This is a genomic window from Nocardioides sp. Z38_18 (genome assembly GCF_058215695.1).
In genome coordinates, this window is record NZ_JBZAJE010000002.1 from 483,117 (window position 1) to 496,698 (window position 13,582).

A 13,582-nucleotide genomic window follows, 5' to 3' on the forward strand; every position below is an offset into this window, starting at 1 on the left:
GTGCGTGCACCCAACCTCCAGTCCTGACCCGGCGCTGTGGCCGGCACCGGTCGCGCGCCACCCCCTGGACGCACGCGTCGAGCTGCCCGGATCCAAGTCGCTGACCAACCGCGCCCTGGTCCTGGCGGCGCTGTCGAACGGCCCCTCGGTGGTACGCCGGGCGCTGCGCTCGCGCGACACCGAGCTGATGGCGACCGCGCTCTCCACGCTCGGGTCGACCGTGGTGACCACCGACGACGACTGGCTCGTCTTCCCCGGACCGCTCCGAGGCGGGACGATCGACTGCGGCCTGGCGGGCACCGTGATGCGCTTCGTGCCCCCGGTGGCCGCCCTGGCCAAGGGGCAGGTGCACTTCGACGGCGACCCGCACGCGCGGACCCGCCCGATGGGCGGGGTGCTCGACGCCCTGCGCCAGCTCGGGGTGAACATCGACGACGAGGGCCGCGGGGTGCTGCCGTTCACCGTGAACGGCTCCGGGCGGGTCCGCGGCGGCTCGGTGACCATCGACGCCTCCTCCTCGAGCCAGTTCGTCTCGGCGCTGCTGCTCGCCGGGGCGGCGTACGCCGAGGGCGTGGTGGTGCGTCACGAGGGGCCACCGGTGCCCTCGTTGCCGCACATCGAGATGACGATCGAGAGCCTGCGTGAGCACGGCGTCGAGGTGGTCGTGGGCCACGACGACGGCGCGGACACGTGGACGGTGGCACCCGCCCGGATCCAGGCCGTGGACGTCACGATCGAGCCGGACCTGTCCAACGCCGCGCCGTTCCTGATGCTCGCGATGACCAGCGGCGGCCGGGTCCGGGTCCCGGGCTGGCCGCGCCGGACCACCCAGGCCGGTGACGCTCTGCGTGGCATCCTCGGCGAGATGGGGGCCGAGGTGACGCTCGACGACGACGGGCTGACCCTCGCCGCCGGCGAGACGCTCCTGGGGATCGACGCCGATCTGCACGACGTCGGCGAGCTCACCCCCGCGGTGGCTGCCCTGTGCGCCCTGGCCTCCACCCCGTCCCGGCTGCGGGGCGTCGCGCACATCAGGGGGCACGAGACCGACCGCATCTCCGCGCTGGCAGCCGAGCTCGGCGGCCTCGGGGCGGCGGTCACCGAGCACCCCGACGGACTGTCCTTCGAGCCCGCGACGCTGCACGGCGGCACCTTCCACACCTACGCCGACCACCGGATGGCGCACGCGGCGGTGGTGGTCGGGTCCGCGGTCGACGGCGTGCTCGTCGAGGACGTCGCCACCACCTCCAAGACGTTCCCCGGCTTCGCCGACGTGTGGGCAGGGCTGGTGCGATGACGACGGGCCGCTACGGCGAGCACGATCCCGAGAGCTACGAGCGCCCGCGGCGACACACCCGCCCCCGGACCAAGGACCGGCCGGCGTACGCCGACGCCGTCCCCGCGGTGGTGGTCACCGTGGACCGGGGCCGCTACACCTGCCGGCTCGGCGAGCACGAGCCCATCGTCACCGCGATGAAGTCCCGCGCGCTGGGCCCCAAGGCCGTGATCACCGGCGACCGCGTGCGCCTGGTCGGCGACACCTCCGGCGCGGACGGCTCCCTGGCGCGGATCGTGAGCGTGGACGAGCGCAAGACGGTGCTGCGTCGTACCGCCGACGACGACGACCCCGTCGAGCGGGTGATCGTCGCCAACGCCGACCAGCTCGTGATCGTGACCGCCCTCGCCGACCCCGAGCCGCGCCAGGGACTGATCGACCGCGCACTCGTGGCGGCGTACGACGCGAAGATGGATCCCCTGCTCTGCCTGACCAAGGCCGACCTCGCCGACCCGGAGCCGCTGCTGTCGAGCTACCGGCCGCTGGGGGTGCCCTACGTGGTGACCCAGCGCGGCGCCGACCTCACCGACATCGTCGACCGCCTCGCGGGCCGCACCAGCGTGCTGCTCGGGCACAGCGGGGTCGGCAAGTCCACGCTGGTCAACGCCCTCGTCCCGGACGCCTTCCGCGAGGTCGGCGTGGTCAACGCCGTCACCGGCCGCGGCCGGCACACCTCGGTCACCGCGCTGATGCTGGCGCTGCCCGGCGGAGGCTGGATCGTGGACACCCCCGGCATCCGCTCCTTCGGGCTCGCCCACGTGGAGCCCGACAAGCTGATCGAGGCGTTCCCGGACCTGCACGAGCTGACCCACACGTGCCCGCGCGGCTGCACGCACGGCGAGAACGAGCCCGAGTGCGGGCTGAGCGAGGCCACCGGCCCGGAGGCCGACCGGGTGAGCTCGTTCCGCAGGCTGCTCGCGAGCCGCGAGGCCGGCGACCAGCACTACTGAGCCCGGCCGAGCGCGGACTACTGCTGCCAGACCGCCTGGGCGCCCGCGTCCCCGGTGAGCACCACCAGCACGAGCGCCACCACCGAGACCAGGGGCAGCAGCACCATCAGCGGCTTCTCCAGCGCCGCGACCCTGCCCACCCGGTCCCTGCCCCCGCTGAGGCGGGTCACGTGCGGCAGGACCCAGAACGCCACCGCGACCACCGCCGCGAAGACCCACATCGCGATCATCAGGCGCTCGCCCCACTCCTCGTGGGTCTGCACGAGCGGCGACGCCCCCAGGCCCCGGTCCTCGGCGAGCTGCTCACCGGACCGGGTGGCGACGAACGCGGCCGCGGTCGCGACCAGCGTCAGCAGGAGTGCAGGCCAGCGGGCGATCCAGCGCAACCTCGGGACCGCCATCGCGGTCGAGGCCAGGGCTGCCAGGGGCACGAAGGCCACGACGGCATGGATGACGAGGGGGTGGAGCGGAAGGCCGTTGATCTCCATGAGGGAAAGGTTAACCCGACAACCATCTCTGCGGGGGCTTACTCTGTGCCTCATGCCGTCCGACTTCACCGACGACCTCCGGCTCGCCCATGTGCTCGCCGACGACGCCGACGCCACCTCCGAAGCGAGGTTCAAGGCGATGGACCTCCACGTGATGACCAAGCCCGACCTGACCCCGGTCACCGACGCCGACCGGTCGGTCGAGGAGGGAATCCGCCGCACCCTCTCGCGGGCCCGCTCCCGTGACGCCGTGCTCGGCGAGGAGACCGGGTCGACCGGCCACAGCCAGCGACGCTGGGTGGTCGACCCGATCGACGGCACCAAGAACTTCGTCCGCGGCGTACCCGTGTGGGCCACCCTGATCGCGCTGATGGTCGACGGCGAGGTCGTCGTCGGCCTGGTCTCGGCCCCGATGCTCAACCGGCGCTGGTGGGCGATGAAGGGCGGCGGCGCGTGGACCGGCAAGTCGCTGCTGCGCGCGACCCCCTGCCAGGTCTCCGACGTCTCCCGGGTCGAGGACGCGTCGCTGTCCTACTCCTCGCTCTCCGGCTGGGACGAGCGCGGACGCCTCGACGACTTCCTCTCGCTCTCCCGGCGCTGCTGGCGCACCCGGGCGTACGGCGACTTCTGGTCCTACATGCTCGTCGCCGAGGGGGCCGTGGACATCGCGACCGAGCCGCAGCTCGAGATCCACGACATGGCGGCCCTGGACATCATCGTGCGCGAGGCCGGCGGCTACTTCACCTCCCTCGACGGGGAGCCCGGCCCCACCGGAGGCAGCGCCCTGGCCACGAACGGCAAGCTGCACGACCAGGCCCTGGCCTTCCTGGGGTCGCTCCCCGACCAGGGGAACCCCCACCCCGGCGGGACCGTGCACGACCTCAGTTCACGCCGCAGCGAGCCCGCGGCTGACCGCGACTGAAATCTGTCCCTGTGCAACCAGGCCGAGGGACACTAGATTCACGAGCCTCTACCTCTCATCCGTGAGTGAATCGAAGGGCCTGGCCATGAAGATCAGCGACGTCATCCGCAGCAAGTCGAGCAGCGAGGTCGTCACGATCCGCCCGGACTCCAGCGTGCGCGACCTGTTGGCGCTGCTCGCCGAGCACAACATCGGCGCGGTGGTCGTCAGCAGTGAGGGCGCGGGCTTCGACGGCATCGTGAGCGAGCGTGACGTCGTCCGCAAGCTCGCCACCGACGAGGCGGTGCTCGACGCCCCGGTCAGCCAGATCATGACCACCACCGTCCGGACCTGCGAGCCCAGTCTCGAGGTCGACGAGCTGATGGCCCAGATGACCGAGCACCGGATCCGCCACGTGCCGGTCGTGGAGCACGGCGAGGTGGTCGCCGTGGTCAGCATCGGTGACGTCGTCAAGAGCCGGATCACCCAGCTGACCTTCGAGCGCGACCAGCTCGACAGCTACGTCCACCAGACCTGAGCGCTGGCGGCAACCACCCCCGTCAGCGCCCGGACGGGCGTGGCAGGCTGGGCTCATGAGTACACAGAAGCCAGAGATCGACCCGCCCGAGGGCCCCGCGCCCACTGAGCTCGAGATCACCGAGCTCGAGGAGGGCAGCGGCGCCGAGGCGACCAAGGGCAGCACCGTGTCCGTCCACTACGTCGGCGTCGCGCACTCCACCGGCGAGGAGTTCGACGCCTCCTACAACCGCGGGGCACCGCTCGACTTCCGGCTCGGCGTCGGCCAGGTCATCGCCGGCTGGGACCAGGGCGTGGAAGGCATGAAGGTCGGCGGGCGTCGTCGCCTCACCATTCCCCCGCACCTCGCCTACGGCGACCGCGGCGCGGGCGGCGTGATCAAGCCCGGCGAGTCCCTGATCTTCGTCGTCGACCTGATCGACGTGCGCTGACCTGAGCTGACCCCACGCTGGGCCCGACCCTGTGGTCGGGCTCAGCGTTCTTCTTGGGCGACCCGTGACGCGGTGCCGCCCAGGCCGACCACGTCGCCGGGGACGAGCTGACGACCGCGACGGGTCTCGACCTCGCCGTTGACGGTGACCGCGCCCTGGATCATCAGCTCCTTGGCGTCCGACCCGCTCTCGATCAGGTTCGCGAGCTTGAGGAACTGGCCCAGCCGGATCGACTGGTCCCTGATCGGTACGTCCTCGATCGATGTCATCAGAGCGCCAACGATACGGCGTGGATGATGACGCCGACGAGCCCGCCGACCACGGTCCCGTTGATCCGGATGAACTGCAGGTCCCGGCCGACGTGCAGCTCGATCTTGTCGGAGGCCTCCTTGCCGTCCCAGCGCTCGATGGTCTGGGTGATCACCGCGGTGAGCTCGTTGCCGTAGCGCCCGACCGCCCACACCACGAGGTTGGCCGCCCAGGTGTCCAGCTTGGCCCGCAGGGCGGCGTCCGTGCCGATCCGCTCGCCGAAGGCCACGAGCTCCTGGGTCGCACGCTGGCGCAGCGGCCCGTCCTCCTCCTCCAGGGCCTCGAGCAGTGCCTTGCGGAAGGCGCTCCACAGCGACATCGCGGTCTCGACCACCTGCGGCTGCCCGAGCACCCGGAGCTTGAGGTTCTCGGCCCGCTCCTGGGTGGCGGGGTCGGTGAGCAGGTCCTCGGCGAGCTGGGCCAGCAGGCTGTCCAGGGCGAGCCGGGCGTGGTGGTCGGGGTCGCGACGGATGTCGGCCAGCCAGCGCACGGCCTCGAGGTGCAGCCGCGTGGTGACGACATCGTTGAGCCGGTCCGGCGCCCACCAGGGAGCGCGCTCCCCGATCACGTCGGTGAAGGTCTCCTGGTTGTGCACCAGCCAGCGGTGCGCCTCCTCGAGGGCGAGGTCGACGAGTCCGTGATGGGCTCCGTCGCGGACGATCTCCTGGAGCAGCCCGCCGGCGACCGGTGAGATCGGCTCGGCCATGAAGCGCGGGATCACCACCTCGCGCACCACCGAGGCGACGTCCTCGTCGCGCATCCTGCGCAGCCCGAGCGCGGCGACCGTCGTCGCCTCGGCCACCACCCGCTGGGCGTTGGCGGGCTCGGTGAGCCAGGCACCGACGCGCGTGGTGATGTCGGCCGCCGCGAGGCGCTCGCGGATCACCGGCTCGTTGAGGAAGTTCTCGGCGAAGAACTCCTCGAGGCTCTTGCCGAACTCGTCCTTCTTGCGCGGCACCAGCGCCGTGTGCGGGATCGGCAGCCGCAGCGGGTGCCGGAACAGCGCGGTCACCGCGAACCAGTCGGCGATGGCCCCGACCATGCTCGCCTCGGCGCCCGCGTTGACGAACCCCCAGAAGCCGTCCTGGTCCAGGGTGAGCAGGTAGACCACGGCGGCGAAGACGAGCAGACCACCGGCCACTGCCTGCATCCGCCGAAGCCGGGTACGTCGGACCGCGTCCGCCTGCGAGTCGGTGCTCGCGAAGGAAGTTGTGCTCACTGCCAGAAACCTACCGATAGCCCGGGTACCTGGCCGTCGAACCCCTACACTTCGTGGGTGTATTGCACCTTTCGCGCAACCTTGGTGGTCCTGCTGGGCCTCGTGCTGGCCTGGTCGGTGACCCCGGTCGCGGGTGCGACCGCCGAGTCCCCCGCCCCCGTGGAGGCGTCGACGAGCCCGGCCGCAGCAGGCAGCGCGGCCGACTTCACTCGGGACGAGGCGGAGGACCTGCTGGCCAAGGCCGAGCGGCAGTTCGCCACCGACACCCGGCGCGTCCGGGCCGGCCGGCCGGTCGGGAACGGCGCCTCGACCGAGGTCACGATGACGCTGCGCGACCTGCACCTCGCCCGACCGCTCCTGCGCGGTGAGGAGAGGGAGGCCGCCGAGCGGCTGCTGGCACGTCCCTCCGACCCGGGCGGCGACTGGCTCGGGGGGCCGCCCGCGATCAGCTACCCGGCTCGTGGTCGCGCCCACTGGTGCCCGCCGGGCGGGGTCGCGTGCCTGCACTGGGTCACCACCGGCACCGACCGGGTGAACCCGACCGACGCCGACGCGGACGGCGTACCCAACTACGTGGAGACCGTCTACGCCACCGTGGCGCAGGTCTGGAAGCACCAGGTGGGGACGCTGCGGTTCCGCGCTCCCCGGGGCGACGACGGCAGTGCCGCGGACCTCGACAACCCCGACGCCCGGATCGACATCTATCTCGCCGACCTCGGCAACCGCGGGCTCTACGGCTACTGCGCCCCCGAGGGCAGCCCCGGCGCGCGCCAGACCTCGGGCTACTGCGTCCTCGACAACGACTTCTCCCGCGCCCAGTACGGCATCGCGCCGATCAACGCCCTCCGGGTCACCACCGCCCACGAGTTCTTCCACGTCATCCAGTTCGGGTACGACGTGAAGGAGGACATCTGGATGATGGAGGGCACCGCCGCCTGGATGGAGGACGAGGTCTACGACTCCATCAACGACAACTACCAGTTCCTCGGCCAGAGCCCGATCCGCAGCCCCGGCACCCCGCTGGACTACAGCGTCGGGATGAGCCGCTACGGCTCCTTCGTGTTCTTCAAGTACGCCGCCGAGCGGTTGCGCGACCGCAACGTGGTCCGGCAGTTCTGGGAGTACGCCGACGCGCCTCGCAACCGGTACTCCCTCCAGGCCATCCGGGCGGTGCTGAGCGCCCGCCGGGTCGCGTGGCCGGAGTTCTTCACCGTGTTCGGGAGCTGGAACACGCTGCCCGCACGCAGCTACGCCGAGCGGTCGGCGTACCCCACCCCGGCGTTCACGATGCTCAAGGTGCTCTCCACCCGCAAGAAGAACACCCGCACGACCGGGTGGCGCCGGGTGAGCCTGCCGCACCTGTCCAGCTCGGCGGTCGCGGTGCTCCCCCACGGCCGTCTGAAGCCGCGCAAGCGGCTGCTCGTCGAGGTGAACGCACCCGACACGGCGCGTGGCAGCACGGCGCTGGTCCAGCGACGGTTCCGCAACGGCACGGTCAGCCACACGATGATGCGGCTGAACCGCAGCGGCGACGGGCGGATGCTGCTCGGCTTCAACCGCCGCGCGCTCTCGGCCGTGGTGGTCGTGGTGAGCAACACCAGCACCCAGATGCGCGACTGCGGCAGCATCGGCGACGGGTACGGCGGGCCGGTGTACTCCTGCTTCGGCCGCGGAGTCCACGACCTCGGCCAGCGGTACGCCGTCCGGGCCAGGCTGAAGTAGCTCGCCGGGGTAGTTCGTCCACGGCGGAACAAACGGGCCATCCAACTGGCTGTGCCTGACGAACCACCCACCCGACGCAAGGAGCCCCCCACGTGCCGCGACTGACCGACTTCACCGCCAGGACGATCACCGGCGAGGAGCAGCCGCTGGAGGCCTACGCCGGCAAGGTGGCCCTCGTGGTGAACACCGCGTCCAAGTGTGGGTTCACCCCCCAGTTCGAGGGGCTGGAGAAGCTCCACGAGCAGTACGCCGACCAGGGACTCGTCGTCCTCGGCTTCCCGTGCAACCAGTTCGGCAACCAGGACCCCGGCGAGAACGAGGAGATCGGGGCGTTCTGCCAGAAGAACTACGGCGTCAGCTTCCCGATGTTCGAGAAGGTCGAGGTCAACGGCGACGAGGCGCACCCGCTCTACAAGTGGCTGCGCGAGGAGAAGAGCGGGCTGCTCGGCGAGAAGATCAAGTGGAACTTCACCAAGTTCCTCGTCGGCCGCGACGGCACCGTGATCAAGCGCTACGGCTCTACGACCAAGCCCGAGAAGATCGCCTCCGACATCGAGAAGGCGCTGAATTCCTGACCCGGCCCCCCGCGGTCCGAGCCCCATTTCCGGAGGTTGTACTGCGGGGTAGGTTGACCAGCACGTCCGCCACACCCCGACAGGAGCAGACATGCACCTTGCCCTGACCGAGGAGGAGTCCGCGTTCCGCGAGGAGATGCGCACCTTCTTCACCACCAAGATCCCCCAGGAGCTCCGGGACACGATCCGGGGAGGTGGACACGTCGGCAAGGACGGCATCGTCGAGGCCCAGCGGATCCTCAACGAGGCGGGCCTCGCCGTACCCAACTGGCCCGTGGAGTGGGGCGGCCGCGACTGGACGCCGCTGCAGCGCCACATCTGGCACGAGGAGATGCAGCTGGCCTGTGTCCCGCCGCCGCTGGCGTTCAACGCCAACATGGTCGGCCCGGTGATTGCGAACTTCGGCTCCCAGGAGCAGAAGGAGAAGTTCCTCCCCGCGACCGCCAACCTCGACATCTGGTGGTGCCAGGGCTTCTCCGAGCCCGAGGCCGGCTCCGACCTCGCCTCGCTGAAGACCCGCGCCGTCCGCGACGGCGACGACTGGGTGATCAACGGGCAGAAGGCCTGGACCACGCTGGGGCAGTACGCCGACTGGATCTTCGTGCTGTGCCGCACCGACCCCGAGGCCGAGCGCAAGCAGAAGGGCATCAGCTTCATCCTGTGCCCGATGGACGCCGAGGGCGTGACCCTGCGCCCGGTCCAGCTGATCGACGGCGGCTACGAGGTCAACGAGGTGTTCTTCGAGGACGTCCGCGTCCCGGCCGAGAACCTCGTCGGCGAGGAGAACGCCGGGTGGAGCTACGCCAAGTTCCTGCTCGGCAACGAGCGGGTGGGGGTCGCCCCCGTGGGGGCCACCAAGCGCGCCCTCGCCACCGTCAAGGAGACGGCCGTGCAGACGGGACAGATCGAGGACCCGCTCGTCGCCGCGCAGATCATCGAGCTCGAGAACGAGCTGCTCGCGCTCGAGCTGACCGCCCTGCGCGTGGTGGCGAACTCCGACGACGGCAAGCCGCACCCCGCCTCCTCGGTGCTCAAGCTCAAGGGCACCGAGCTCCAGCAGGCGGTCTCCGAGCTGACCATGGACCTCGGCGGCACCCTCGCGCTCGCCTCGGGAGCCGGCGAGGGTTCCGACGTACCCCCGTGGGCACGGCTCTCCGCCCCCACCTACCTCAACCTTCGCAAGGCCTCGATCTACGGCGGGTCCAACGAGATCCAGCGCCAGATCATCGCCGGCACGATCCTCGGCCTGTAGAGAGGGACTGAACATGGACTTCACACTCGATGGTGAGCAGACCGCCCTGCGCGACGCGGTACGCGGCCTGCTCAAGGGATACGACACCGAGCGCCGCCGCGAGGTCGTCGCCGAGGACCCGGGCTTCGACGAGAAGCTGTGGGCCCGACTGGCCGAGATGGGCGTCCTCGGACTGCCCTTCGCCGAGGACGACGGCGGCATGGGTGCCGGCCCCGCCGAGGTCTCGGTCGTCGCCGAGGAGCTCGGCCGCGTGATCGCACCCGAGCCGTTCGTCGAGGCGGTCGTGCTCGCCGGCGGGCTCGTGGCCGCCTACGGCAGCGACGAGCAGAAGCAGGAGATCCTCGGCGGCCTCGCCTCCGGCGAGCTCGTGCCGGCGTTCGCCTACTCCGACGCCACGGGCGGCGAGGGCGGCGTCAGCGTCGACGGCGACACCCTGACCGGGGCCAAGGAGCCGGTGCTCAACGGCGGCCGCGCCGACGTGCTGGTGGTCTTCGCCGAGGGGCAGCTGTTCCTCGTGGACGCCTCGGCGACCGAGCGGACGTCGTACGCGACCTTCGACGGCGGTCGTGCCGCGCGGGTCGTCTTCGACCAGACACCGGCGACCCCGCTGGGTGCCGGCGGCGAGGTGACCGACGGCGTCAAGGACGTGATCGCCCTCGCGACGGTGGCCTACTGCCACGAGTCGCTGGGCGCGATGGACACCGCGCTGCGCAAGACCACCGAGTACCTCACCCAGCGCAAGCAGTTCGGCGTCACGCTGAACCGCTTCCAGGCGCTCACGTTCCGCGCCGCCGACATGTACACCTCGCTCGAGCTGACCCGCAGCATCGTCACCTGGGCCACGATGGTCCTCTCCGACGAGTCGTCCACGGCGGAGCGCAAGCGCGAGGCCGCCTCCCGCGCCAAGCTCCAGGTCAGCCGCGCAGGGCGCCACCTCAGCCAGGAGGCGATCCAGCTCCACGGCGGCATCGCGATGACCGCGGAGTACTCCGTGGGCCACCTCGCCGCCCGGATCACCGCGATCGACCACCTCCTCGGCGACGGGCGTCAGCAGGTGCGCAACCTGTCGCGCCGGCTGACGTCGTACGGCGTGGTCGAACCACTCCCCTGACCCGGCGCGGGGATCATCCCGCCTCGTCGGGGAAGAACTGGCGAAGCAGGGTCTGCAGGACCCACTCCTCCCACTGCTGGGGCGACCACCCGTGCTCGAGGACGAGCAACGCGAACGTCTCCTCACTCTGCACCGCGTAGAGCACCCCGGCCGCGTCGGCGGGCGCGAGTTCGGGCGCGAAGCCCTTCTTCGACGCGATCGCCTGGGCCACCTGCGTGAAGCCGGCGTGCCGCTCGCGCTTGTTGTTGCTCAACAGCTCGGCCACCTCGGGCTCGGCGGCGGCGGCCCGGATCACGTTGTACAGCGGGGTGGAGCGCTGCATCACCGCGGAGGTGCCGTGCACGAACGCGGCCAACGCCGCAGGGCCGTCCGGGTTGGTCTGCGCCGAGACGAACCAGTCGCGGTCGAAGATGGGCACCGGCTCGTCGTCACCCACGATCGCGGTGTCGAAGGCTGCCTTGAGGATCTTCGTCTTGTTGCCGAAGGACAGGTAGAGCGTCTGCACGACGACGCCCGCCTCCTGGGCGACGGCCGCCATCGTCGTGGTCAGAAAGCCGTCGCGCAGGAACAACGTGGTGGCTGCGGCCACGATGCGCCGCCTGGTCGCGCGGGACTGCTCTGCCTTGCTGGTGCGGCTCTTCGTTCGAGATCCAGTGGCCACCTTTTTCACTCCTCCCCTTGACGGGCTCCTCCGACGTTACTAGATTCCCATTCTAGAACGTCATTACAGTATGGGAATCCAGTTGCGGATTCCTGCTCTGTACCCCCGCCGCCCAGAAGGAGCACATCGTGACGAACACCCAGGAGGTCCAGCCGCGGACCGCCCCCGCCCTCGCCGGCTACCACCACCTCGGCCTGACCGTGCGTGACATCGAGGCCAGTGAGGAGTGGTACTCCCGCACCCTCGGCTTCGTGCGCGCCTTCGTGGAGAAGCACGACAACGAGACCGGCTACGCCGTCGTGATGACCCGTCCCGGTTCTGGGTTCTTCATCGGGCTCGACCACCACGAGGACGCCGACCGGCAGCAGTTCGACGCACGACGGACGGGCCTGGACCACCTCGCGTTCACCATCTCGACGCGCGAGGAGATCGACGCGTGGGTGGCGCACCTCGACGAGCTCGGGGTGGACCACGAGCCGGTCACCGAGGCCTTCGAGCCGATGAGGTTCGCGCTGGTCATCCTGCGGGACCCCGACGGGATCCCGATCGAGCTGATCTGGTTCGGGGCCTGAGATGTCCTCGCTCCCGATCCGCGCGGGGGGCCGTCCGCGCACGAGCACCCGGACGCCACACCGGCAGGAGGACCAGCAGCCGCCGGACTCGTCGTACCTCGACGACGTGCTGACCGAGGCGTTGGCCTGGCCGGGCGTCCGGCCCGCGGACTCGGGGGTCTCCGTGGAGGGTGCGCGCGCGCTGGTGCTCGGCCCGGGCATCGAACCGGGGCCGCCGGAGGCGTTCATGGTCGCGCGGGAGTTCTGCCACGGCCACGCCCAGGGCGACTTCAGCCTCCACGCCACCCTGCCACGCGAGGTCGCCCTCGCGACCGAGCGCGCCGGCTGGGCCGAACCACACTTCCTGGCACTCACGGGCGACCTCCCGGCCACGGTCGTGATGCTCTACGCCCCGCGCGACGAGGCCGAGCGCGACGTGGTGCTCGACCTGGTGCGCACCTCCTACGAGTTCGCTCGGGCGAGCGTTCCTGCCACCGCGACGCGGGAGTGAGCACCATGCACTCCCTGAACCCCGACCTGATGCGCTTCGAGGACGCCCGGCGCAGGACCGACCTGTCCGGCGTACGCCGCAACCGCCCGTGGTTCCTGAGCCCGCGTCTGCACCCGGGCCGCCACCGGATCATCCGCCGGCGCCCTGGCTGTTCGCCCCGCACCTCCCCTGCCGCCCCTCTGTCCCCGCTCGCCTGACCGTGAAGGAAACGCCATGATCATCAACCGCATCGACCCCGAGGTGACCGTCCTGGCCGACCGCCAGGAGGTGCCGGGACTCGGCTTCGTCCCGGTCAACGCCTACGTGCTGCACGCCGAGGAGCCGGTCGTCGTCGACACCGGCCTCTCCTTGCCGGATCGCGACTTCGTCGCCGACCTCGAGCAGGTGATGGATCCCGCGGACGTCCGCTGGATCTGGCTCACCCACCCCGACACCGACCACACCGGCGGGCTGCACGCCTTGCTGGCGGCCGCCCCCCGGGCGAAGGTCGTCACCAACTTCATCGGGGTCGGCATCTTGTCGAACTCTGCCCCGCTGCCGCTGGACCGGGTCCACCTGCTCAATCCGGGCCAGAGCCTCGACGTCGGCGACCGCCGGCTGCGGGCCTTCCGGCCCGCCCTGTTCGACAACCCCGCCACCACCGGGTTCCTCGAGGACCGCTCGGGCAACTGCTTCGTCTCCGACTGCTTCGGGGCGCCGCTCGGGTCGGCCGAGGACGCGACGGCTCCGTCCGCGGACGGTCTCGCCGCAGCGGAGCTGCGCGACCGGCAGCTGCTCTGGGCCAGCGTGGACAGCCCCTGGGTGGAGCACGCCGTCGGTCCCGGATACCGCGACTCGGTGGAGGCGATGCGGGCCCTGGACGCCCGGCGGATCCTGAGCAGCCACCTTCCCCCGGTGCAGGACCAGCCCGACCGCCTCTTCGAGATGGCCATCGCGGCCCAGGGCATCAAGCCCTTCGTGGGCCCCGACCAGGCCGCGCTGGAGGCCATGCTCCAGTCGTTCGAGCCGGCAGGCTGACGCGAGGATCG

General features: G+C 71.0%; 17 protein-coding genes. 13 read left to right on the forward strand and 4 right to left on the reverse strand.

Features of this window, described 5'->3' with window-relative positions; all coding sequences use genetic code 11:
* Nucleotides 1–4 precede the first annotated feature (4 nt).
* A complete protein-coding gene (gene aroA / locus AC4BGC_RS13430) occupies nucleotides 5–1,297 on the forward strand; it encodes a 3-phosphoshikimate 1-carboxyvinyltransferase (protein ID WP_490556226.1) in 1,293 nt (430 codons plus the stop codon).
* Nucleotides 1,294–2,286 carry a ribosome small subunit-dependent GTPase A gene (gene rsgA / locus AC4BGC_RS13435; protein ID WP_490547915.1) on the forward strand — a complete coding sequence of 331 codons (993 nt, stop codon included), beginning with the start codon at nucleotides 1,294–1,296 and terminating at the stop codon, nucleotides 2,284–2,286. The genes aroA and rsgA overlap by 4 nt, the downstream gene beginning before the upstream one ends.
* Nucleotides 2,287–2,303: 17 nt before the next feature.
* Here rsgA and AC4BGC_RS13440 read toward each other — a convergent pair whose 3' ends face one another.
* Nucleotides 2,304–2,774, reverse strand: a complete 471-nt coding sequence (locus AC4BGC_RS13440; protein ID WP_490556227.1) for a DUF2231 domain-containing protein — start codon at nucleotides 2,772–2,774, stop codon at nucleotides 2,304–2,306.
* Between the two features lie 52 nt (nucleotides 2,775–2,826).
* Between AC4BGC_RS13440 and hisN the strand changes: the two genes are divergently transcribed.
* The 3 genes from hisN to AC4BGC_RS13455 all read left to right on the forward strand — a co-directional run bounded on the left by hisN (nucleotide 2,827) and on the right by AC4BGC_RS13455 (nucleotide 4,643).
* On the forward strand, nucleotides 2,827–3,696 hold the full coding sequence (gene hisN, locus AC4BGC_RS13445) for a histidinol-phosphatase (RefSeq protein ID WP_490547913.1): 870 nt from the start codon (nucleotides 2,827–2,829) through the stop codon (nucleotides 3,694–3,696).
* Between the two features lie 61 nt (nucleotides 3,697–3,757).
* Nucleotides 3,758–4,213 carry a CBS domain-containing protein gene (locus AC4BGC_RS13450; protein WP_490556228.1) on the forward strand — a complete coding sequence of 152 codons (456 nt, stop codon included), beginning with the start codon at nucleotides 3,758–3,760 and terminating at the stop codon, nucleotides 4,211–4,213.
* A gap of 55 nt (nucleotides 4,214–4,268) precedes the next feature.
* Nucleotides 4,269–4,643 (forward strand): FKBP-type peptidyl-prolyl cis-trans isomerase, encoded by a 375-nt coding sequence (locus AC4BGC_RS13455; RefSeq protein ID WP_490547907.1) that lies wholly within the window; start codon nucleotides 4,269–4,271, stop codon nucleotides 4,641–4,643.
* A 41-nt stretch (nucleotides 4,644–4,684) separates the two neighbouring features.
* Here AC4BGC_RS13455 and AC4BGC_RS13460 read toward each other — a convergent pair whose 3' ends face one another.
* Together AC4BGC_RS13460 and AC4BGC_RS13465 are read right to left on the reverse strand one after the other, a co-directional pair.
* Entirely contained in the window at nucleotides 4,685–4,912 is a 228-nt protein-coding gene (locus AC4BGC_RS13460) for an RNA-binding S4 domain-containing protein (protein WP_490556229.1), read from the reverse strand.
* Nucleotides 4,912–6,171: a DUF445 domain-containing protein gene (locus AC4BGC_RS13465; RefSeq protein WP_490556230.1), complete on the reverse strand. Its 1,260-nt coding sequence runs from the start codon at nucleotides 6,169–6,171 to the stop codon at nucleotides 4,912–4,914. Before AC4BGC_RS13465 ends, AC4BGC_RS13460 begins: the two co-directional genes overlap by 1 nt.
* A 57-nt stretch (nucleotides 6,172–6,228) precedes the next feature.
* Between AC4BGC_RS13465 and AC4BGC_RS13470 the strand changes: the two genes are divergently transcribed.
* From AC4BGC_RS13470 to AC4BGC_RS13485, 4 genes are all read left to right on the forward strand, one after another.
* Nucleotides 6,229–7,893, forward strand: a complete 1,665-nt coding sequence (locus AC4BGC_RS13470; protein WP_490556231.1) for an MXAN_6640 family putative metalloprotease — start codon at nucleotides 6,229–6,231, stop codon at nucleotides 7,891–7,893.
* Nucleotides 7,894–7,985: 92 nt separating this feature from the next.
* The gene (locus AC4BGC_RS13475; RefSeq protein ID WP_490556232.1) at nucleotides 7,986–8,468 is read left to right on the forward strand and encodes a glutathione peroxidase; all 483 of its coding nucleotides are present in this window, start codon (nucleotides 7,986–7,988) and stop codon (nucleotides 8,466–8,468) included.
* Between the two features lie 91 nt (nucleotides 8,469–8,559).
* The gene (locus tag AC4BGC_RS13480; RefSeq protein ID WP_490556233.1) at nucleotides 8,560–9,720 is read left to right on the forward strand and encodes an acyl-CoA dehydrogenase family protein; all 1,161 of its coding nucleotides are present in this window, start codon (nucleotides 8,560–8,562) and stop codon (nucleotides 9,718–9,720) included.
* Between the two features lie 13 nt (nucleotides 9,721–9,733).
* Nucleotides 9,734–10,831: an acyl-CoA dehydrogenase family protein gene (locus tag AC4BGC_RS13485; RefSeq protein ID WP_490556234.1), complete on the forward strand. Its 1,098-nt coding sequence runs from the start codon at nucleotides 9,734–9,736 to the stop codon at nucleotides 10,829–10,831.
* Nucleotides 10,832–10,844: 13 nt separating this feature from the next.
* Here AC4BGC_RS13485 and AC4BGC_RS13490 read toward each other — a convergent pair whose 3' ends face one another.
* Nucleotides 10,845–11,492 (reverse strand): TetR/AcrR family transcriptional regulator, encoded by a 648-nt coding sequence (locus AC4BGC_RS13490; protein ID WP_490556235.1) that lies wholly within the window; start codon nucleotides 11,490–11,492, stop codon nucleotides 10,845–10,847.
* Between the two features lie 128 nt (nucleotides 11,493–11,620).
* Here AC4BGC_RS13490 and AC4BGC_RS13495 point away from each other — a divergent pair, with 128 nt between their 5' ends.
* The 4 genes from AC4BGC_RS13495 to AC4BGC_RS13510 are packed head-to-tail and all read left to right on the forward strand — an operon-like array spanning nucleotide 11,621 to nucleotide 13,571.
* Nucleotides 11,621–12,064: a VOC family protein gene (locus AC4BGC_RS13495; RefSeq protein ID WP_490556236.1), complete on the forward strand. Its 444-nt coding sequence runs from the start codon at nucleotides 11,621–11,623 to the stop codon at nucleotides 12,062–12,064.
* 1 nt (nucleotide 12,065) lies between these two features.
* A complete protein-coding gene (locus AC4BGC_RS13500) occupies nucleotides 12,066–12,554 on the forward strand; it encodes a luciferase domain-containing protein (RefSeq protein ID WP_490547897.1) in 489 nt (162 codons plus the stop codon).
* 5 nt (nucleotides 12,555–12,559) lie between these two features.
* Nucleotides 12,560–12,751: a hypothetical protein gene (locus tag AC4BGC_RS13505; protein WP_490556237.1), complete on the forward strand. Its 192-nt coding sequence runs from the start codon at nucleotides 12,560–12,562 to the stop codon at nucleotides 12,749–12,751.
* Between the two features lie 16 nt (nucleotides 12,752–12,767).
* A complete protein-coding gene (locus AC4BGC_RS13510) occupies nucleotides 12,768–13,571 on the forward strand; it encodes an MBL fold metallo-hydrolase (protein WP_490556238.1) in 804 nt (267 codons plus the stop codon).
* Nucleotides 13,572–13,582: the final 11 nt, after the last annotated feature.

What these genes read in the sequence shown, in the direction of transcription:
- rsgA (WP_490547915.1), top strand. Translation starts at nt 1,294, where the DNA reads ATGACGACGGGCCGCTACGGCGAGCACGATCCCGAGAGCTACGAGCGC.
- AC4BGC_RS13440 (WP_490556227.1), bottom strand. Translation starts at nt 2,774, where the DNA reads ATGGAGATCAACGGCCTTCCGCTCCACCCCCTCGTCATCCATGCCGTC.
- hisN (WP_490547913.1), top strand. Translation starts at nt 2,827, where the DNA reads ATGCCGTCCGACTTCACCGACGACCTCCGGCTCGCCCATGTGCTCGCC.
- AC4BGC_RS13455 (WP_490547907.1), top strand. Translation starts at nt 4,269, where the DNA reads ATGAGTACACAGAAGCCAGAGATCGACCCGCCCGAGGGCCCCGCGCCC.
- AC4BGC_RS13460 (WP_490556229.1), bottom strand. Translation starts at nt 4,912, where the DNA reads ATGACATCGATCGAGGACGTACCGATCAGGGACCAGTCGATCCGGCTG.
- AC4BGC_RS13480 (WP_490556233.1), top strand. Translation starts at nt 8,560, where the DNA reads ATGCACCTTGCCCTGACCGAGGAGGAGTCCGCGTTCCGCGAGGAGATG.
- AC4BGC_RS13485 (WP_490556234.1), top strand. Translation starts at nt 9,734, where the DNA reads ATGGACTTCACACTCGATGGTGAGCAGACCGCCCTGCGCGACGCGGTA.
- AC4BGC_RS13500 (WP_490547897.1), top strand. Translation starts at nt 12,066, where the DNA reads ATGTCCTCGCTCCCGATCCGCGCGGGGGGCCGTCCGCGCACGAGCACC.
- AC4BGC_RS13505 (WP_490556237.1), top strand. Translation starts at nt 12,560, where the DNA reads ATGCACTCCCTGAACCCCGACCTGATGCGCTTCGAGGACGCCCGGCGC.
- AC4BGC_RS13510 (WP_490556238.1), top strand. Translation starts at nt 12,768, where the DNA reads ATGATCATCAACCGCATCGACCCCGAGGTGACCGTCCTGGCCGACCGC.